The organism is Pseudomonas putida, assembly GCF_030159595.1.
GTDB classification, from domain to species: Bacteria; Pseudomonadota; Gammaproteobacteria; order Pseudomonadales; family Pseudomonadaceae; genus Aquipseudomonas; species Aquipseudomonas putida_AC.
The window spans coordinates 37,401-56,802 of record NZ_BSKJ01000015.1 but is presented as its reverse complement, the minus strand read 5'-3'; the positions used below and the strand labels follow the sequence as shown (position 1 = coordinate 56,802).

Sequence of the window (19,402 nt, the reverse complement as noted above, 5' to 3'; positions counted from 1 at the left end):
CTCCGGGGGGATGCGGTGATGTGGATAAGTATAGCGAGGCGCCCGTGAGGCCGTTTCGCCCAGGCTGGGTACCGACCCTGGTGGTGCTTGCACTGCTGCCGGGCCTGATAGCGCTTGGCTGCTGGCAACTGGGCCGCGCCGAGGAAAAGCGCGTGCTGCTGGCCACCTATGCCGAGCGGCGGATCGAGGCCCCCATCGCCACGGCCCAGCTGGCATCGAATGAAGACAACGCCTTCCGCCGCGTTCACCTCTATGGCCGCTTCGACGCCGAGCACAGCCTGTTGCTGGACAACCGCATGCGCGACGGCCAAGCGGGTGTCGAACTGCTGCAACCCTTCCATGACCAGGCCAGCGGCCTGTGGCTGCTGGTAAACCGCGGCTGGCTGCCCTGGCCAGACCGCCGAGTGCCGGTGCATTTCGATACCCCTTCCCAAGCCTTGGCACTGGACGCTTCGGTGTATGTATCGCCCGGCAGCACATTTCAGTTGCATCCCGACCCGGAAGGCGGCCAATGGCCGCATCTGCTCACCGCCGTTGATGCCGGGCAGCTATGGCCGCCGCTAGGCCGCGAAGGTTTTGCCCATGAGTTGCGCCTGGAGCCCGGCCCGGCAACCTACCGTCTGGACTGGCCGGTAGTCGCCTTGGGCCCGGAAAAACACCTGGGGTACGCCGTGCAGTGGTTTGCCCTGGCGACCGCGCTGGTTCTGCTTTACCTCTACTTCGGCTGGCACCACAACAAGGAGAAACGCCATGGCCACCGCCACTCCACTGGGCGTGCCTGAACGTAGCAAGCCCAGAGCCCGTGGGCGTTTGCAGCTGCTGCTGATATTGCTGGTGGTGCTCGGGCCGATGATTTTGGCCACCAGCATGTACAAGCTTCAGTTCTGGGTGCCGGATGGCCGCAGCTACCACGGCGCCATGATTGGCAACGGTGAAAGCCGTGCAGATATCGGCGTGGCAGGCGAGGACGAGCGCTGGCAGTTGCTGGTCAGCGCGCCCGAAGCCTGTGCCGAGGATTGCCAGCGCCTGGTGTACCTGGCCCGGCAGATCCAGGTCGGCCTGGGCCGCGATGCCAGCCGTGCCAGCCATGCGCTCGCCACCGCCCAACCGCTGAGCGCCGACTACCAGGCGCTGTTGGGCCGCGAGTACCCGCAGCTGCAACGCTACCCGCTGGATGCCCCGCGCTACCAGCAGAAGGTCGGTGAGCCTGGCCCGCAACTGTGGATCGTCGACCCCCACGGCAATCTGGTGCTGCGCTACGACGGCAAGGTCAACGGCAAGCATGTGCTGGACGACCTGCGCCACCTGCTCAAGCTGTCCAACATCGGCTAGGAGCCTGCCATGGCCAGACCCGGATTCCGCTTAGCTGTGTTCGCCACCCTGCTGGCATTGCTGGTCGTGCTGCTCGGTGCCTACACTCGCCTGACCCACGCTGGCCTTGGCTGCCCCGACTGGCCGGGTTGCTACGGCTTCATCAGTGTGCCCAAGAGCGAGGCTCAGCTCGCCCATGCCGAGTTGCACTTCCCCGATCACCCGGTGGAAGCGGCCAAGGGCTGGGCCGAGATGGTCCACCGCTATTTCGCCGGCACCCTGGCCGGGGTGATTGCCCTGCTCGCCTTCCAGGCGGTGCGTCGGCACGCCCGCGATGGCCAGCCCTATCGCCTGCCTGTGCTGTTGCTGGGCGTGGTGCTGGCCCAGGCGGCCTTTGGCATGTGGACGGTTACCCTGAAGCTGTGGCCACAGGTGGTCACGGCGCATTTGCTGGGTGGCTTTACTACCCTAAGCCTGCTGCTCCTGTTGTCTCTGCGCCTATCCCGGGCCTTTGCGCCTTTGCCAAAACTGCCGCTGAGCCTACGCCGGATCGCTGCGCTGGCTTTGCTGGTGGTGATCGGCCAGATCGCCCTGGGCGGTTGGGTCAGTGCCAACTACGCAGCAGTCGCCTGTATCGACCTGCCCACCTGCCATGGCCAGTGGTGGCCGGCGGCGGATTTCAGCAACGGCTTCCACCTGACCCAACACGTCGGCCCCAACTACCTGGGCGGGCAACTGGACAGTGATGCCCGCACGGCCATCCACATCAGCCACCGGCTGGGCGCGCTACTGGTGACCTGCGTGTTGCTGATGCTCAGCTGGAAGCTCTACCGCTGTGGCCTCCCCGGCCTGGCGCGGCTGGTACTGCTGGCGCTGGCCCTGCAAGTGGGCCTGGGCATCAGCAACGTGGTGCTCCACCTGCCGCTGGCGGTGGCTGTTGCGCACAATGCCGGCGGGGCGCTGTTGCTGCTGAGCATGGTGTTGGTGAACTACCGCATCCGGGTGGTCGACAAGGTTCGCGTGGGTGTCGGCCAAGGCTGGCGCCTGCGGCCCGTGGCCGGCGTGGGCATTTCCCATCACATGAGGAACGACTCGTGGCGACGCTTCTGAGCGCACGACGGGCCAGCTGGCGCGATTACCTGGAGCTGACCAAGCCCAAGGTGGTGGTACTGATGCTGATCACTTCGCTGGCGGGTATGTTCCTGGCCACGCGGGCAGGTGTCGGCTGGAGCGTGTTGCTGTTCGGCAACCTGGGCATTGGCCTGTGCGCTGGCGCTGCGGCGGTGGTGAACCATGTGGTGGACCGGCGCATCGATGCGCTGATGGCCCGTACCCACAAGCGGCCGCTGGCCCAAGGCCGGGTCGAGCCGCTACCGGCGTTGCTGTTTGCACTGGCGTTGGCGCTGCTGGGCATGGCCCTGTTGCTGGCGTTCACCAACGCCCTCACCGCCTGGCTGACCCTGGCATCCTTGCTCGGCTATGCGGTGCTCTACACCGGCTTTCTCAAGCGTGCCACGCCGCAGAACATCGTCATCGGCGGCCTTGCCGGCGCCGCTCCGCCGTTGCTCGGTTGGGTGGCAGTAAGTGGCCATGTCAGCGCCGAACCCTTGCTGCTGGTGCTGATCATCTTCGCCTGGACCCCGCCGCACTTCTGGGCGCTGGCCATCCACCGCAAGGAAGAGTACGCCAAGGCTGATATCCCGATGCTGCCGGTGACCCATGGCGAGCGCTACACCAAGCTTCATATCCTGCTCTACACCCTGGTTCTGCTGGCGGTGAGCCTGCTGCCGTACGCCATCCACATGAGCGGCCCGCTGTACCTGGCCTGTGCCCTGGCGTTGGGCCTGCGCTTCCTGCAATGGGCTTGGGTGTTGTACCGTGGCAGCCAGCCGCACGCGGCGATCGGCACCTTCAAGTACTCTATCGGCTACCTGTTCGCGCTGTTCATCGCACTGCTCCTAGACCACTACCTGTTGCTGAACCTATGACCCGAACCCAGAAAACCGTCTTCATCCTCGTCGCCCTGGTCGCGTTGATCCTGGGCCTGACCGTCAACAAGGTGCTCAATGGCCGCGACCAGCCCAACCCCACCGAGTTGATCGACGCCGGCATCATCCTGCTGCCGCAGAGCCGTACCGTGGCCGACGTGACCATGACCAACCAGGATGGCCACCCGGTAAAGCTGGATGATCTGAAAGGCAAATGGTCGCTACTATTCTTTGGCTACACCTACTGCCCGGACATCTGCCCGACCACCCTGGCCCAGTTGCGCCAGGTGAAGAGCGAGCTGCCCAAGGAAGCCGTCGACCGGCTGCAGGTGGTGCTGGTGAGTGTGGACCCGAACCGCGACACGCCGAACCAGCTGAAGCAGTACCTGGGCTATTTCGACAAGGACTTTGTCGGGGTGGCGGGGTCTATCGAAGATACCCAGAAGCTGGCCAATGCCTTGAGCATTCCGTTCATTCCGGCGGATACCAGCAAACCGGGGTATACCGTGGATCACAGCGGTAACCTGGCCGTTGTCGGGCCGGATGGGCGTCAGCGTGGGTTCATTCGTGCGCCGTTCAACAACCAGAAGCTGGTGGCGCAGTTGCCCGGGCTGGTCAAGCGGGATTGAGTGGGCCTCAAAAAGCTTCGCGGGTAACCCGCTCCCACAGGGATAGCACAAGGCTCACGGCCTACGCTTCACCTGTGGGAGCGGGTTTACCCGCGAAGAATCCAGCGCGATTGGGCGGCTTAGAAGGCCGGAACCACAGCGCCCTTGTATTTTTCGATGATGAATTTCTTCACCTCAGGCGAGTGCAGTGCAGCCGCCAGTTTCTTCATGTCTTCCGAGTCCTTGTTGTCCGGGCGGGCAACCAGGATGTTCACATACGGCGAGTCGCTGCCTTCGATGGCCAGCGCGTCTTTTTCCGGGTTCAGCTTGGCTTCCAGCGCGTAGTTGGTGTTGATCAGGGCGGCATCGACCTGGGTCAGCACACGCGGGATGGTGGCCGCTTCCAGCTCACGGAACTTGATGCTTTTCGGGTTCTCGGCAATATCCTTCACGGTGGACAGGATGTTCTTGTTGTCCTTCAGCTTGATCACACCGGCCTTGTCCAGCAGCAGCAGGGCGCGGCCGCCGTTGGTAGCATCGTTGGGGATGACCACGGTGGCGCCGGAGGACAGCTCGTCCAGCTTCTTGATCTTGGTCGAGTACACGCCCAGCGGCTCGATGTGCACGCCAGCCACGCTGACCAGGCTGGTGCCCTTGGCCTTGTTGAATTCATCCAGGTACGGCTGGTGCTGGAAGAAGTTGGCGTCCAGGCGCTTTTCGGCCACCTGCACGTTCGGCTGGATGTAGTCGGTGAATTCCTTGACCTTCAGCTCCACGCCTTCTTTGGCCAACTGCGGTTTCACGAAGTTGAGGATCTCGGCGTGCGGCACCGGGGTGGCGGCAACGGTCAGGGTATCGGCGTGGGCCGAGAAGGCCGCAACAGCGGCAGCGACAGCAAGCAGCTTCTTCATTGATCACTCCTTGTGAGGGCCGCGACGGCCCCCGAACGGGTCGGCCAAGCCGACCCCATTGGGGTTACTTACGGGAAAAATGCACGACCAGTTTGTCGCCCACGCTCTGCAGTACTTGAACCAGTACCAGCAGCAGTACCACGGTCACCACCATCACATCGGTCTGGAAACGCTGGTAACCGAAGCGGATAGCCAGGTCGCCCAGGCCACCAGCACCCACCACACCGGCCATGGCGGTGTACGAAACCAGGGTGATGGCGGTGACGGTAATGGCCGCGAAGATACCCGGACGGGCCTCCGGCAGCAGCGCACTGGTGATGATCTGGCGGGTGGTGGCGCCCATCGACTGTGTAGCCTCGATGATGCCGCGGTCCACTTCACGCAGGGCGGTTTCCACCAGGCGGGCGAAGAACGGCGTGGCACCCACCACCAGCGGCGGGATGGCGCCGGCCACGCCCAGCGAGGTGCCGGTGATCAGCACGGTGAACGGGATCATCACAATCAGCAGGATGATGAACGGCAGCGAGCGCAGGATGTTGACCACCAGCGACAGCAGCGCATATACGCCCTTCTGCTCGAACATCTGCTTTGGCCCGCAGAGGAACAGCAGCACGCCCAGCGGCAGGCCCAGCAGCACGGTGAAGAACAGCGAGCCGAACAGCATGATCATGGTGTCGAGGGTGGCCAGCCAGATTTCGGCCCAGTCGACGTTGGCAAAGAAATTCAGGGCGTCCATCAACGCAGTACCTCCATATGTACGTCAGCTGCCTTGAAGCGGGCGAACGCCGCTTCCATGTCACCGCCGATCAGGGCGAGGGTGAGCTGGCCATAGGGGACGTCCTTGATGCGGTCAATACGCCCGGCGAGGATGCTGTAGTCCACACCGGTTTCGCGGGCCACGGTGCCCAGCAGCGGCGCGTAGGTGGCGTCGCCCTGGAAGGTCAGGCGCACGATGCGGCCCGGGACATGGGCGAAGTCGTCGCGCTGCTCGCCTTCGTCGACCTGCTCGTCTTCCTGGACAAAGCGCTTGGTGGTGGGGTGCTGCGGGTGCAGGAACACATCGGCCACCGAGCCTTTCTCGACGATCTGGCCGGCGTCCATCACCGCCACGCAGTCGCAGACCCGGCGGATCACGTCCATTTCGTGGGTGATCAGCACGATGGTCAGCTTCAGCTCACGGTTGATCTCGGCCAGCAGTTGCAGGACCGAGGCCGTGGTTTGCGGGTCGAGGGCACTGGTGGCCTCGTCGCACAGCAGGATTTTCGGGTTGGTGGACAGAGCGCGGGCGATGCCGACGCGCTGCTTCTGGCCGCCGGACAGCTGCGCCGGGTACTTTTTGGCGTGGTCCGACAGGCCCACGCGGGCCAGCAGCTCGGTGACGCGCTTGTCGATTTCGCTGCGCGACAGCTCGCCGGCCAGGGTCAATGGCAGGGCGACGTTGTCGGCGACGGTCTTGGAGGCCAGCAGGTTGAAGTGCTGGAAAATCATCCCGACCTGCTGGCGGAAGCCACGCAACTGGCTGGCGTTGAACGCGGTGACGTCTTCGCCGTCGACGATGATCTTGCCGCCGGAAGGTTCTTCCAGGCGGTTGATCAGGCGCAGCATGGTGCTTTTGCCAGCGCCGGAATGGCCGATCAGGCCGAACACCTGGCCATCTTCGATGGTCAGGCTGGTCGGATTCAGTGCGGGGATTTCCCTACCGGCAACGCGGTAGGTCTTATGTACCTGTTGGAACTCGATCACGTAGCGAACCTTGTGGGGCGCATTGAAATTGGGGTCAGCGGTTAGCTGAGGTCGCGCATTTTAGCCTTTTCCCATAGCTGTTCTTAGCATTTATTTCGTAATGCACCAATCCATCGGGCATATCGCGACAACCGGTAATCCTGATTGAACGCTCGGCGAAGCCGCCCAGTCACTAGTTGAACAAGCCCGCAACGGGCACGCCTGAAGACTGATGAGGAGAGCCGACCATGCCCAGCAAGAAAACGGACGCGCCCAAGCAGAGTGAAGCCGCTGGCACCCAGACCCCGGACCGGGCCAATACCAATGTCAAGTTGCAGAGCCTGGAAACCTTCCGCAGCGACGCTACCGGCCAGGCCCTGCGCACCAACCAGGGGGTGAAGATTGCCGACAACCAGAACAGCCTCAAGGCTGGCGCACGCGGGCCGTCGCTGCTCGAAGACTTCATCATGCGCGAGAAGATCACCCACTTCGATCATGAGCGCATCCCGGAGCGCATCGTGCATGCCCGTGGTACCGGGGCGCACGGCTACTTCCAGAGTTATGGCAACCATGCGGATCTGACCAAAGCCGGTTTCCTGCAAGATCCCGACAAGATCACCCCGGTGTTCGTGCGCTTTTCCACCGTTCAGGGGCCGCGTGGCTCGGGTGATACGGTGCGCGATGTGCGCGGCTTTGCCGTCAAGTTCTATACCGACGAGGGCAATTTCGACCTGGTTGGCAACAACATGCCGGTGTTCTTCATCCAGGACGCCATCAAGTTCCCGGACTTCGTGCATGCCGTGAAACCTGAGCCACACAATGAAATGCCCACCGGCGGCTCGGCCCACGACACGTTCTGGGACTTCGTTTCGCTGGTGCCCGAATCGGCACACATGGTGATCTGGGCCATGTCCGACCGCGCCATCCCGCGCAGCCTGCGGATGATGGAAGGGTTTGGCGTGCACACCTTCCGCCTGATCAACGCCGAAGGCGTGGCCAGCTTCGTCAAGTTCCACTGGAAGCCGCGCGAGGGTGTGCATTCGGTGTTGTGGGACGAGGCGCAGAAACTGGCGGGCAAGGATGCCGACTATCACCGCCGCGACCTGTGGGAGGCCATCGAGTCGGGTGATTACCCTGAATGGGAACTGGGCGTGCAGATCGTGCCTGAGGCCGATGAGCACAAGTACGAATTCGATCTGCTCGACCCGACCAAGCTCATCCCGGAGGAACTGGTGCCGGTAACGCTGCTGGGCAAGATGGTGCTCAACCGCAATCCGGACAACTTCTTCGCAGAAACCGAGCAGGTGGCTTTTTGCCCGGGGCACATCGTGCCGGGCATCGACTTCACCAACGACCCGTTGCTGCAAGGCCGGTTGTTCTCCTACACCGATACGCAGATCAGCCGCCTGGGTGGGCCGAACTTCCATGAAATCCCGATCAACCGGCCGGTGGCGCCCAACCACAGCAGCCAGCGTGATGCCATGCACCGCATGACCATCGACAAGGGCCGTGCTTCGTACGAGCCCAACTCCATCGATGGCGGTTGGCCGAAAGAAACACCGCCTGCAGCGCAGGATGGCGGTTTCGAGAGTTACCAAGAGCGCATCGATGCGCACAAGATCCGCCAGCGCAGCGAGTCGTTTGGCGACCACTTCTCGCAGGCGCGGCTGTTCTTCCAGAGCATGAGCGCGACCGAACAGCAGCACATCATCAAGGCTTACAGCTTTGAGCTGGGCAAGGTAGAGCGTGAAACCATTCGCGAGCGTGTGGTGAATGAGATTCTGGCGAACATCGATTTGAAACTGGCGGCCGCGGTGGCAGGCAACCTTGGTTTGCCGGCACCCAAGCGCGGCACGGTCAAGGTGAAAGGCAGCAAACCTGCGCAGTCAAAGGCGTTGAGCCAGATGAGCCATGCAGGCGAAGTGGGCATCAAGGGGCGCAAGGTTGCTGTGCTGGTAGCGGACGGCGTGGATGCTGCGAGCGTCGACAGGCTGGTCAAGGCACTGGAGGCTGTGAGTGCACGGCTGATGCTGCTGGGGCCAACGTCGGCACCGGTGAAGGCGGCGGATGGCAAGCCACTGGCGGTGGATGCCTCAATGGAGGGCATGCCGTCGATCATGTTCGACGGCATTGTTGTGCCGGGGGGCAAAGCGTCGACGGATGCTATGGCGGGTAGCGGGTTGGCCAAGCATTTTCTGCTGGAGGGCTATAAGCACCTCAAGCCCATGGTGTTGACCAAAGACTTGGCGAAGGGCCTTGGGCTGAAGGAAGACAAGGGTTTACTGCTGGGGGATGAGCAGAAGGTGGTGGATGGCTTTGTGAAGGCGGTTGAAGGGCATCGGGTGTGGGAGCGGGAGGCGGCTGCACAGGCTGTGCCGGCCTGATAGGGCCTCTTCGCGGGTAAACCCGCTCCCACAGGAATTGCACCGACCTTGGGGCCTGTGCAGAACCCTGTGGGAGCGGGTTTACCCGCGAAGCTTTTTTTACTGCTGATGCGGTACCAGAACCACCTGCGCCGGCAGCGAGCGCTGAATCTCATGCTTCTGCTTCAGCTCAAACCCACTGTCGATCTTGCGCACGCGCTTCTCCAGCAAGGTCTTCAGCCACGGCGCATCGTCAGTACGTGGCACCTGGAACACCACCTCGCAGTCATAGCTCACCACATCGGCGGCAATGTCATCGAGTTGGCGGCGCATGGCGCGGCTGTCGGTGGTCTTCAAGGCCACCACCGTGCTCGGTGCGGTCGGGTCGATGATGCGGGCCTTGGGCTTGGCTTCAGCGGCTTTCAAGGCAGCTTCTGCCTTCTCCAGCTCGGCCTTGCGTGCCTGGGACAGGGGATCGCCACCGGTCACTGCCGGGGCCTGCGGCATCAGCGCGCGGGCACGGGCCAGCGCGGTAGCTGCCGCGTTCACATCGCCCTTTTGCAGGACGATCTGGCTGCGTTGCAGATAGGCTTCGGCCAACTGACGCTGGTATTGCTCCAGGCGCGCGTCACCCGGCGACTGGGCCTGCAGGGCTGCCAGCTGGTCTTCGGCGGTGGCCAGCTCGTTGCTGGCGATGTTCTGTTGCAACTGCTGCCAGGCATCGGCTTGGGCAGGTGCGGTGGCCTGTTCGACCGGTGCGCTGGAACAGGCAGCCAGGAACAGGGAAAACGCGGCAACAAGCAGATAACGGGAGGCGAACGGCTTCATTCCTGCGACTCTCTATTTGCGCAAAAAGCGAGCAAGTCTACACCCAGGTGCGCACGCTCGAAAACAGGTCTTACAGACCCTTTACCCGGCAAAAGGTTGCAAGGCATGCCTTCACACGCCTTGTTTTTCAACGTTTCGGCAAGGCCAGGCTCAGCAAGAATAGCACTGCCGCGCAGACCACGATCGACGGGCCGGCGGGTGTATCCTTGAACCACGACATGGCCAGGCCACCGCAGACGGCGGTTACGCCCAGCAGGCTGGCGCCCAGGGCCATCTGCTCGGGGGAGCGGGCGTGACGTTGCGCCGCAGCGGCAGGGATGATCAACAGCGAAGTGATCAGCAACACACCGACGATCTTCATGGCGACTGCAATGACCACTGCAATCAGCAGCATCAGCGCCATGCGCAGGCCGGCCACGGGCAGGCCTTCGACCATCGCCAGTTCTTCGTGCACGGTAACCGCCAGCAACGGCCGCCACAGCACGGCGAGCAGCAGCAGGACCAGCGCACTGCCGCCGAGGATCCAGGCCAGGTCGGTGGTGCTGATGGCCAGCAGGTCGCCGAACAGGTAGGCCATGAGGTCGATGCGCACATCGTGCATGAAGCTCAGCGCCACCAGGCCCAGCGACAGGGTACTGGGGGCGAGGATGCCGAGCAGGGTGTCGGAGGCCAGCGGTTGGCGTTGCTGCAAGGTGACCAGCAGGATCGCCAGCAACAGGCAGCCCACGGTTACCGCCAAGGCCGGGCTTACGTCCAGCACGAAACCCATTGCCACGCCTAGCAGCGCGGCGTGGGACAGGGTATCGCCGAAATACGCCATGCGCCGCCACACCACGAAAGAGCCGAGTGGGCCCGCAACTACTGCCAGGGACAATCCCGCAAGCAAGGCGTAAAGAAGAAAATCAGCCATGCTTGCAGTGCTCTCCGTGAACATGGGTGCCGGGGGCGACGACCGAGCCGTGCAGGTCGTGGCTGTGGTCGTGATGGTGGTGGTAAACGGCCAGGCTCGGGGCGTTCTGGCCGAACAGTTCTACGAAGGCCGGGTCGTTGCTGACTTGCTCCGGGTGGCCCGAGCAGCACACATGGCGGTTCAGGCACACCACCTGGTCGGTGGCGCTCATCACCAGGTGCAGGTCGTGGGACACCATCAGCACGCCGCAGCCGTGGCGGTCGCGCAGGCGGGTGATGAGGTTGTACAGCTCGGTCTGGCCGACCACGTCCACGCCCTGCACCGGCTCGTCGAGCACCAGCAATTGAGGTTCGCGCAGCAAGGCGCGGGCCAGCAGCACGCGCTGCATCTCGCCACCCGAAATGGTCTGGATCGGGCTGTCGATGACCTGCTCGGCGCCCACTTCCTGCAACGCTGACAAGGCTGCCGTGCGGTCTACGCCGGGCACCAGGCGCAAGAAGCGCAGCACCGACAGCGGCAGTGTGGCATCGACCTGGATCTTCTGCGGCATGTAGCCAATACGCAGTTTCGGCTTGCGCCATACCTTGCCGCGGTGCGGCTTGAGCAGCCCGAGTACGGCGCGCACCAACGTGGTCTTGCCCGCTCCATTGGGGCCGATCAGGGTGACGATCTGGCCCGGCGCCACCGACAGGTCGATGCTGTCGAGCACCGCCTCGCCGCCAAAGGTCACGCCGACCTGCTCCAGGCGGATCAGCGCGTCGCTCATGCCGCGCTCCGGCAGTTGCTGCACAGCCCGACCACTTCGACCGTCTGGGTCTCGACCGTGAAGCCTACGCCCTTGGCGCTGTTGATGATGGCTTCGCTGATGCTGCTTTGTTCCAGCTCGATGGCCACATGGCATTCGCGGCAGATCAGGAACTGGCCCTGATGCAGGTGCTCGGGGTGGCTGCAGCCGATAAAGGCGTTGAGCGATGCGATGCGGTGCACCAGGCCGTTTTCCAGCAGGAAGTCCAGCGCGCGGTACACCGTGGGCGGCGCGGCGCGGCGGCCGTCCTGCTCGCTGAGCACGGCGAGGATGTCGTAGGCGCCCAGCGGCTTGTGGCTCTGCCACACCAGCTCCAGCACACGGCGGCGCAGCGCGGTCAGGCGCAGGCCCTGGCGGGTGCACAAGGCGTCGGCTTCAGCCAGTGCGCTGTGTACGCAGTGGGAGTGATCGTGAGGACGGTTGGCCAGCGGCGTGATGGACATGGGCAGCGACGGTTCTGGATGGAGACGTTATTATGTTACCTGTTTCTGACGACTCGAGTATCCACCGTGTCCCGATTCCTAGCTCTGTTTGTCGCTTTCATCGCATTTTCCGCCCAGGCCGATGTGCGTGTGCTCACCAGTATCAAGCCCCTGCAGCAGATCGCTGCTGCCGTGCAGGATGGCGTTGGCAGCCCTGACGTGCTGTTGCCGCCAGGTGCTTCACCCCACCACTACGCGCTGCGCCCTTCTGACGTGCGGCGTGTTGGCGATGCTGATCTGCTGTACTGGATCGGCCCGGACATGGAGAGCTTCCTGCCACGCGTGCTGGGCAGCCGCAGCAAGCCTACGGTGGCCGTGCAGTCGCTGACGGGCATGAAGCTGCGTCACTTTGGCGAGGACAGCCATTCCCATGAGGAAGAAGACCACGACGACCATGACCACGATCACCGCCCGGGTAGCCTGGATGCGCACTTGTGGCTTTCGTCGGTCAATGCGCGGGTAATCGCGGCGAAAATGGCAGCGGACCTGGCTCAGGTAGACCCGGCCAATGCGGCGCGCTACCAGAGCAACCTCAAGGCGTTCGATGAGCGCCTGGATGCGCTGGATGGGCGAATCAAGGCGCGGGTGGCGGGTATTGCCGACAAACCGTACTTCGTGTTCCACGAAGCATTCGATTACTTCGAGGCTGAATATGGCTTGAAGCATACCGGCGTGTTCAGCGTGGCGTCCGAGGTGCAGCCTGGGGCGCAACATGTTGCTGCCATGCGCAAGCGCCTGCAGGAAGTGGGCAAGACCTGCGTGTTCAGCGAACCGCCTCTGCGGCCACGCCTGGCCGAGACCCTGACTGCCGGGCTGCCGGTGCGTTTGGCCGAGCTGGATGCACTGGGTGGTACCGATCCGGTGGATGGCAAAGGGTATGAGCGGTTGCTGGAGAAGCTGGGCGGGGACTTGGCTGGGTGCCTGGAGCAGCTGTAAGCCTGTTCCGGCCTATTCGCGGGTAAACCCGCTCCCACAGGGATAGCGCTAGTCTCAAGCCTATCGCCGTACCTGTGGGAGCGGGTTCACCCGCGAAGAAGCAGACCCGGTATCAGAGGGCAAACGGCAAGTGCAAAGCCACTTGCTGGCGCTGCGCCAAACGCACTTCAAACTCGCTAGGGTCATGGATCATCACATCCATCCCGGCGAACGATTCCGCCGCAATCAGACGCGACAGCCAGAAGCGCACACACCCTACCCGCAACATTTCCGGCCACAGTTCGGCCTCGGCCGCCGTGAACGGCCGCAGCGCTGCATAAGCTGCCAGCAGCGCCTGAGCACGCGGTACATCCACTGCGCCCTTCTCATCCAGGCACCAGTCGTTCACGGTGATGGCGATGTCATACAGCATCGGCCCGGAGCAGGCGTTGTAGAAGTCGATCACACCGGTCAGGTGGGTGCCTTCGAACATCACATTGTCGCGGAACAGGTCGGCATGCAGGTTGGCCCGCGGCAACGCCAGGATCTGCGCCTTGTGCGCGGTAATTTCATCCAGTGCCGGCTGCAGCAGTGCGGCTTGCTCAGCGGACAGGCGCGGCAGCAGCTCGGCACCCGAGGCCAGCATCCAGTCCAGGCCACGGTCAGTGCGGCGCTCGATGATGTGCTCGCGGGTAGCCAGGTGAATGTGTGCCAGCAGCTCGCCAACCTGGGCGCAATGCTGGTTGTTCGGCGCTTTGATGTGCTTGCCCGACAGGCGTGGTTGCAGCAGCGCAGGCTTGCCGCACAGTTCGCGCAGGCCATTGCCGTCGCGGTCACGAATGGCATAGGGCACCGGCATGTCGGCAGTGTGCAGGGTATCGAGCAGTTCGATGAAGAACGGCATGTCCTCGCTCGGCCCGCGCTCGATCAGCGTCAGGACGAACTCCCCCTGTTCGAGGCTGACGAAGAAATTGCTGTTCTCGGTGCCGGCGGCAATGCCCTGGAAGTCGAGCAGACGGCCCAGCTCGTACGGCGCCAGAAAGGTTTCCAGCTCAGGCCGGGTCACGGGGGTGAAGACTGACATGATGAAAAATTGCCCATACGGGCACTTCCGCCGGGAAGTGCCGGGTTGATGTGAACGGTGCGCGTCAGATTACCACTCGAAGATCTTCCAGGACGGAATCAGCATGTCCGGCTGGTCGGATCGAATGAAATTGGCATCAGTGCCATCAGCGCGCACCAGAAAATATGGCTTGCCGTTTTTCGGCGTGATCTTGATCGCATACAGGAACCCGTTTTGCCGGTATTCCTGGATGGTTTTGTCGCCTTCCGTGCGAATGGTCACCTCGGGATCGGCCGAGGGGGCGTCGTCCGCCGCCAGGGTAACGACAGGCATGGTTGCCAACAGGCCGAGCAGTAACAGGCGATTGAGTGTACGCATGATAACCTAGTCCCTTTGTCGTCAATGATTCTGGCTATTCTAGCGCCGGACCCGTCGAAAAGGTTGATTCTGCTCATGAGCCAAGCGCCCCTCGTCCTCGTGGACGGTTCCTCCTACCTGTACCGCGCCTTCCACGCCCTGCCGCCGCTGACCACGTCCAAGGGCATGCCGACCGGTGCGGTGAAGGGGGTGTTGAACATGCTCAAGAGCCTGCGCAAGCAATACCCCGACAGCCTCTTCGCGGTGGTGTTCGACGCCAAGGGCGGCACCTTCCGCGATGCCATGTACGCCGATTACAAGGCCAACCGTCCCAGCATGCCGGACGACCTGCGGGTGCAGGTCGAGCCGCTGCACGCCAGCGTGAGGGCGCTGGGCTACCCGCTGCTGTGCGTCGAGGGTGTCGAGGCCGACGACGTCATCGGCACCCTGGCGCGCAGCAGCGCCGCCCAGGGCCGACCGGTGATCATCTCGACCGGTGACAAGGACATGGCGCAGCTGGTGGACGGGCACATTACCTTGGTCAACACCATGACCGGAAGCGTGCTGGACGTGGCTGGCGTGCATGAGAAATTTGGCGTCGGCCCGGAACACATCATCGACTTCCTGGCCCTGATGGGCGACAAGGTCGACAACATTCCCGGCGTGCCAGGTGTGGGCGAAAAAACTGCCGTCGGCCTGCTGACAGGTATCGGCGGCGGCCTTAGCGACTTGTATGCCAACCTGGACAAGGTCCCGGCACTGGCCATTCGCGGCGCCAAGACCCTGCCGGCCAAGCTGGAGGAGCACCGGGACGCGGCGTTCCTGTCCTATGAGCTGGCCACCATCAAGGTCGATGTACCGCTGGATGTCGAGGTCGATGCGCTGGTGTGCGGCGAGCCAGATCGTGAAGCGCTGCTGGCGCTGTACAACGAGATGGAGTTCAAGAGTTGGGTCGCTGAGGTTCAGCGTGACGCCGCCAGGGCCGGTGATGACGTTGCACCGGTCGAGGAACTCGCCGCCAAGGTCGAGCCCAAGTACGAAACCATCCTCGACCAGGCCCGTTTCGATGCCTGGCTGGAAAAGCTGCGCCAAGCGCCGCTGTTCGCCTTCGACACCGAGACCACCGGCCTGGACGCCCAGCAGGCGCAGTTGGTCGGCCTGTCGTTCGCCGTCGAGCCGCATGAGGCCGCTTATGTGCCCTTGACCCACGACTATGAAGGCGCGCCGGTTCAGCTGGGCCGCGAGGCCGTGTTGCTGGCACTGAAACCGCTGCTGGAAGATGCGGCCAAAGCCAAGGTCGGGCAGAACGCCAAGTACGACATCAATATCCTCGCCAACGGCTCGCCCGCCATCGAAATGCGTGGTGTGGCCTACGACACCATGCTCGAGTCGTATGTGTTGAACTCCACGGCCACCCGTCACGACATGGACAGCCTGGCGCAGAAGTACCTCGACCACGCCACAATCGCCTTCGAGGACATCGCCGGCAAGGGTGCCAAGCAGCTGACCTTCAACCAGATCCACCTGGACAAGGCCGGCCCTTACGCTGCCGAAGACGCCGACATCACCCTGCGCCTGCACCAGGCACTGCAGGCCCGCCTGGCGCAGACGCCGAGCGTGCAGCCGGTACTGATGGAGATCGAGATGCCGCTGGTGCCGGTGCTGGCCAAGATCGAGCGCCAGGGTGCGCTGGTCGACGCTGCGCTGCTGCATGTACAGAGCGGTGAACTGGGCGTGAAGATGGCCGAGCTGGAACAGCGCGCTTATGAGCTGGCCGGTGAGGAATTCAATCTCGGCTCGCCCAAGCAGTTGGGCTCGATCCTCTACGACAAGCTGGGCATGCCGGTGCTGAGCAAGACTGCCAAGGGCCAGCCATCCACCGCCGAGGCCGTGCTCGACGAGTTGGCCGAGCAAGGCTACCCGCTGCCTGAGGTGCTGATGCAGTACCGCAGCCTGAGCAAGCTCAAGAGCACCTACACCGACAAGTTGCCGGGCCAGATCAACCCGCGCACCGGGCGAATCCACACCTCCTACCAGCAGGCAGTGGCGGCAACCGGCCGTCTGTCGTCCAGCGACCCGAACCTGCAGAACATCCCGATCCGCACCGCCGAAGGCCGACGTATTCGCCAGGCGTTCATTGCCAGCCCGGGCTACAAGCTGTTGGCGGCGGACTACTCGCAGATCGAGCTGCGCATCATGGCCCACCTGGCCAAGGACGAAGGCTTGCTGCATGCCTTCCGCAATGACCTGGACGTGCACCGTGCCACGGCGGCGGAAGTGTTCGGCGTGGCGCTGGAAGACGTCACTACCGATCAACGCCGCAAAGCCAAGGCCATCAACTTCGGCCTGATCTACGGCATGAGCGCCTTTGGCCTGGCCAAGCAGATCGGTGTCGACCGCAAGCAGTCGCAGGACTACATCGACCGCTACTTCGCCCGCTACCCGGGCGTGCTGGCCTACATGGAGCGCACCCGTGCCCAGGCGGCCGAACAAGGCTTTGTCGAAACCCTGTTCGGGCGTCGCTTGTACCTGCCGGATATCAACGCCAAGAACCCGGCCTTGCGCAAAGGCGCTGAGCGCACGGCGATCAACGCGCCCATGCAGGGCACGGCGGCCGACATCATCAAGCGAGCGATGGTCAATGTGGACAACTGGCTGACCGAGAGTGGGCTGGATGCCCGGGTGATCCTGCAGGTACACGACGAACTGGTACTTGAGGTGCGTGAAGACCTGGTTCAGCAGGTGAAAGATGAAATTCGCCAGCACATGAGCCGGGCCGCGCAGCTGGATGTGCCGCTACTGGTGGAGGCAGGAATTGGTGCGAATTGGGACGAAGCTCACTGATTGAGCGGGGAAAGCTGTGTAGGATCTGCGACGTGGTGATGCGGATCCTGGCACCGCTAGTGCCAGTGGTGCTGAAGTTTCATGAAACTATCGCAAATAGTTTTCAGGGCTTCGGAACTAAACCGGTGAAGCGGAACTCAGAGTAACTGAATGGCTGGTGAAGCCCTTCGATGCTCCTATGTTGTGTTAAGTGTTGGCAGATATCTGGACCCCGCCCTAGCGGTCCGGACTTGGACCCCGAACTTCCCCCTCCCCATACGAAGTCCGGGGTTTTTTTTGCCCGGAATTTGAGCGAATGCTTGTGGGTAACCCTGTGGGAGCGGGTTCACCCGCGAATGCGATGTTGAATATACCGCCGCATTCGCGGGTAAACCCGCTCCCACAAGGGACCAGCAAACCTTCAAACGACAGGCTTGTCTTCCAGCTCCATCCAGTCCGCCAGCACCCGGTAGGCGTCTTCCACGCCCAGGCGCTTGGGTGCCGAGAACAGCTGGATGGTCACGCCATCACCCCAACCCTTGCGGATTTCCGACTGCACTTTCAGCAGGGTGTTCTTGCCCGCGCCGTGGGTCAGCTTGTCCGCCTTGGTCAGCAGGATGTGCATCGGCATGCCGCTGGCCTTGGCCCAGTCGAGCATCATCTTGTCGAAATCGGTCATCGGGTGGCGCACGTCCATCATCAGGATCACGCCCCGCAGGCACTCGCGGCTGCCCAAATAGGCTTCCAGGTGTTTCTGCCAGTGCTGCTTGAGCGGAATCGGGACTTTTGCATAACCGTAGCCCGGCAGGTCGACCAAACGCCGTTCATCGTCCAGACTGAAGAAATTCAGCAGCTGGGTGCGCCCGGGGGTTTTCGAGGTACGCGCCAGGCTGGCATGGGTCAGGGTGTTGAGGGCGCTGGATTTGCCGGCGTTGGAGCGGCCGGCAAACGCCACCTCGTAACCCTGGTCGTCCGGGCATTGTTCGACCTTGGCTGCGCTAAGGGCGAATTTGGCTTTCTGGCAGAGGCCGAGGATGGGGTTCTTGACTTGCATGGGATATCCGATGTGGGTGTTGCCTGACTCTGTAGGCCCGAGCCTGGCAAGCGGTGTCGTTTCCGTTTGGATGGCGGAAGTATATAATGCCCCAGTTTTTGTGTGCTCATTCTCCCAGCGAAGGGGAAAGAGCATGGGGTGTCGAACAATAGCTCGCGCAACAGAACGCAGCGCGGCCCCCAACCCTGAAGGTCGTTCCGCATGGCGAAATGGCTGCTTGCTGTCGGTATGTTCCTGCCGGTTTTCAGCGCACAGGCTACACAGGATCCCGAGGTGTTGTACAACCGCACGTGTGCGGCCTGTCACACCGGGCAGTTGCCGCAGGCACCCAGACGGGGTGACCGGGCAGCTTGGGAGCCAAGGCTGGCGCAAGGCATGGAGGTACTGGTGAAGCATGTGACCCAGGGTTTCAAGGCTATGCCGCCGCGTGGATTGTGCATGGACTGCAGTGCCGAGGACTACCGTTTGGTCATCCTTTGGATGAGCGGCAGTCCCGATACATAACATTTCACCCTTAGCCGTGTTGGATTAGCTGATGAACAAACTAGTCGTGAGTCTGCTGTTGACCCTGGGTGTCGCAGGTGCGGCCACTGCTGCGCAACCTATCAAAGGCGATGCCGCCGCCGGCCAGGCCAAGACGGCCGTTTGTGGCGCCTGCCACAACCCCGACGGCAATAGCCTGGCACCGAACTTCCCTAAACTGGCCGGTCAGGGCCAGCGTTACCTGGAAAAACAACTGCACGACATCAAGTCGGGCAAGCGTACCGTGCTGGAAATGACCGGTATGCTGGCCGCGTTCAGTGACCAGGATCTGGCCGACATCGCCGCCTACTTCGCCAGCCAGAAAGGCAGCGTGGGTGCCGCCGATCCCAAGCTGGTCGAGCGTGGCCGTGCGCTGTTCAACGGCGGCGATCTGGAGAAAGGCATGCCGGCCTGCACCGGCTGCCACTCCCCCAACGGCGGGGGCATCGCGTTGGCCGGCTTCCCGCACCTGGGTGGGCAGCATTCGCAGTATGTGACCAAGCAGCTCACGGACTTCCGCGAAGGCAACCGTACCAACGATGGCGATGCGATGACCATGCGCACCATCGCCGGCAAGCTGAGCAACCACGACATCGAGGCGTTGGCCAGCTACATCCAGGGCCTGCATTAACTCTCAGTTAATGTTGTAGGCCAATGATGAAAGGGCGGCCGGACCGCCCTTTTTTGCGTCCGCAGCCGTTACACTACAGAACTCGGGCCTGGCCCGGCCTGTCTCAATG

The 19,402-nt window shown here is 62.9% G+C and carries 20 protein-coding genes; 10 read left to right on the top strand and 10 right to left on the bottom strand.

From position 1 onward, the window contains the following. Positions 1 to 44 precede the first annotated feature (44 nt). Genes QQL85_RS25140 through QQL85_RS25120 form a run of 5 tightly spaced genes read left to right on the top strand, consistent with a single transcriptional unit; the run spans position 45 to position 3,928 of the window. Positions 45 to 782 (top strand): SURF1 family protein, encoded by a 738-nt coding sequence (locus tag QQL85_RS25140; RefSeq protein WP_284357081.1) that lies wholly within the window; start codon positions 45 to 47, stop codon positions 780 to 782. Continuing rightward, positions 751 to 1,332 (top strand): hypothetical protein, encoded by a 582-nt coding sequence (locus QQL85_RS25135; RefSeq protein WP_284357082.1) that lies wholly within the window; start codon positions 751 to 753, stop codon positions 1,330 to 1,332. The genes QQL85_RS25140 and QQL85_RS25135 overlap by 32 nt, the downstream gene beginning before the upstream one ends. A 9-nt stretch (positions 1,333 to 1,341) precedes the next feature. Continuing rightward, the gene (locus QQL85_RS25130) at positions 1,342 to 2,421 is read left to right on the top strand and encodes a COX15/CtaA family protein (RefSeq protein ID WP_284357083.1); all 1,080 of its coding nucleotides are present in this window, start codon (positions 1,342 to 1,344) and stop codon (positions 2,419 to 2,421) included. Next, positions 2,406 to 3,299: a heme o synthase gene (gene cyoE / locus QQL85_RS25125; protein WP_284357084.1), complete on the top strand. Its 894-nt coding sequence runs from the start codon at positions 2,406 to 2,408 to the stop codon at positions 3,297 to 3,299. Before QQL85_RS25130 ends, cyoE begins: the two co-directional genes overlap by 16 nt. After that, entirely contained in the window at positions 3,296 to 3,928 is a 633-nt protein-coding gene (locus QQL85_RS25120) for an SCO family protein (protein ID WP_284357085.1), read from the top strand. The genes cyoE and QQL85_RS25120 overlap by 4 nt, the downstream gene beginning before the upstream one ends. 119 nt (positions 3,929 to 4,047) lie before the next feature. On the opposite strand, the gene QQL85_RS25115 is transcribed toward QQL85_RS25120, so the two are convergent. The 3 genes from QQL85_RS25115 to QQL85_RS25105 all read right to left on the bottom strand — a co-directional run bounded on the left by QQL85_RS25115 (position 4,048) and on the right by QQL85_RS25105 (position 6,561). Continuing rightward, positions 4,048 to 4,818: a MetQ/NlpA family ABC transporter substrate-binding protein gene (locus QQL85_RS25115; protein WP_284357086.1), complete on the bottom strand. Its 771-nt coding sequence runs from the start codon at positions 4,816 to 4,818 to the stop codon at positions 4,048 to 4,050. A 64-nt stretch (positions 4,819 to 4,882) separates the two neighbouring features. Further along, positions 4,883 to 5,554 carry a methionine ABC transporter permease gene (locus QQL85_RS25110; RefSeq protein WP_284357087.1) on the bottom strand — a complete coding sequence of 224 codons (672 nt, stop codon included), beginning with the start codon at positions 5,552 to 5,554 and terminating at the stop codon, positions 4,883 to 4,885. Continuing rightward, entirely contained in the window at positions 5,554 to 6,561 is a 1,008-nt protein-coding gene (locus QQL85_RS25105; RefSeq protein WP_284357088.1) for a methionine ABC transporter ATP-binding protein, read from the bottom strand. The genes QQL85_RS25110 and QQL85_RS25105 overlap by 1 nt, the downstream gene beginning before the upstream one ends. Positions 6,562 to 6,788: 227 nt before the next feature. Between QQL85_RS25105 and katE the strand changes: the two genes are divergently transcribed. Beyond that, complete coding sequence (gene katE / locus QQL85_RS25100; protein WP_284357089.1) at positions 6,789 to 8,924, top strand: catalase HPII; 2,136 nt, start codon at positions 6,789 to 6,791, stop codon at positions 8,922 to 8,924. A 99-nt stretch (positions 8,925 to 9,023) separates the two neighbouring features. Here katE and QQL85_RS25095 read toward each other — a convergent pair whose 3' ends face one another. The 4 genes from QQL85_RS25095 to zur form a co-directional block, all read right to left on the bottom strand. Beyond that, positions 9,024 to 9,731: a PA5502 family lipoprotein gene (locus QQL85_RS25095; protein WP_284357090.1), complete on the bottom strand. Its 708-nt coding sequence runs from the start codon at positions 9,729 to 9,731 to the stop codon at positions 9,024 to 9,026. 127 nt (positions 9,732 to 9,858) lie between these two features. Further along, positions 9,859 to 10,641, bottom strand: a complete 783-nt coding sequence (gene znuB, locus QQL85_RS25090) for a zinc ABC transporter permease subunit ZnuB (RefSeq protein ID WP_284357091.1) — start codon at positions 10,639 to 10,641, stop codon at positions 9,859 to 9,861. Next, positions 10,634 to 11,407 (bottom strand): zinc ABC transporter ATP-binding protein ZnuC, encoded by a 774-nt coding sequence (znuC, locus tag QQL85_RS25085; RefSeq protein WP_284357092.1) that lies wholly within the window; start codon positions 11,405 to 11,407, stop codon positions 10,634 to 10,636. Before znuC ends, znuB begins: the two co-directional genes overlap by 8 nt. After that, complete coding sequence (gene zur, locus QQL85_RS25080) at positions 11,404 to 11,889, bottom strand: zinc uptake transcriptional repressor Zur (protein ID WP_284357093.1); 486 nt, start codon at positions 11,887 to 11,889, stop codon at positions 11,404 to 11,406. Before zur ends, znuC begins: the two co-directional genes overlap by 4 nt. A gap of 18 nt (positions 11,890 to 11,907) precedes the next feature. On the opposite strand from zur, the gene QQL85_RS25075 reads away from it, so the two are divergent. Continuing rightward, positions 11,908 to 12,864, top strand: a complete 957-nt coding sequence (locus QQL85_RS25075) for a zinc ABC transporter substrate-binding protein (RefSeq protein WP_284357094.1) — start codon at positions 11,908 to 11,910, stop codon at positions 12,862 to 12,864. 112 nt (positions 12,865 to 12,976) lie between these two features. Here the strand turns inward: QQL85_RS25075 and QQL85_RS25070 are convergent, their stop codons facing one another. Next, the gene (locus tag QQL85_RS25070) at positions 12,977 to 13,927 is read right to left on the bottom strand and encodes a homoserine kinase (RefSeq protein WP_284357095.1); all 951 of its coding nucleotides are present in this window, start codon (positions 13,925 to 13,927) and stop codon (positions 12,977 to 12,979) included. A 69-nt stretch (positions 13,928 to 13,996) separates the two neighbouring features. Continuing rightward, positions 13,997 to 14,284 (bottom strand): DUF2782 domain-containing protein, encoded by a 288-nt coding sequence (locus QQL85_RS25065; RefSeq protein ID WP_010951520.1) that lies wholly within the window; start codon positions 14,282 to 14,284, stop codon positions 13,997 to 13,999. A 75-nt stretch (positions 14,285 to 14,359) separates the two neighbouring features. Between QQL85_RS25065 and polA the strand changes: the two genes are divergently transcribed. After that, positions 14,360 to 17,107 (top strand): DNA polymerase I, encoded by a 2,748-nt coding sequence (polA, locus tag QQL85_RS25060; protein WP_284357096.1) that lies wholly within the window; start codon positions 14,360 to 14,362, stop codon positions 17,105 to 17,107. 400 nt (positions 17,108 to 17,507) lie between these two features. Here the strand turns inward: polA and yihA are convergent, their stop codons facing one another. Next, on the bottom strand, positions 17,508 to 18,140 hold the full coding sequence (gene yihA, locus QQL85_RS25055) for a ribosome biogenesis GTP-binding protein YihA/YsxC (RefSeq protein WP_284357097.1): 633 nt from the start codon (positions 18,138 to 18,140) through the stop codon (positions 17,508 to 17,510). Positions 18,141 to 18,341: 201 nt separating this feature from the next. On the opposite strand from yihA, the gene QQL85_RS25050 reads away from it, so the two are divergent. Both QQL85_RS25050 and QQL85_RS25045 read left to right on the top strand, forming a co-directional pair. Next, positions 18,342 to 18,644, top strand: coding sequence for a c-type cytochrome (locus QQL85_RS25050; protein ID WP_016712845.1), 303 nt, complete (start codon positions 18,342 to 18,344; stop codon positions 18,642 to 18,644). A gap of 31 nt (positions 18,645 to 18,675) precedes the next feature. Continuing rightward, positions 18,676 to 19,293, top strand: coding sequence for a c-type cytochrome (locus QQL85_RS25045; protein WP_284357098.1), 618 nt, complete (start codon positions 18,676 to 18,678; stop codon positions 19,291 to 19,293). Positions 19,294 to 19,402: the final 109 nt, after the last annotated feature.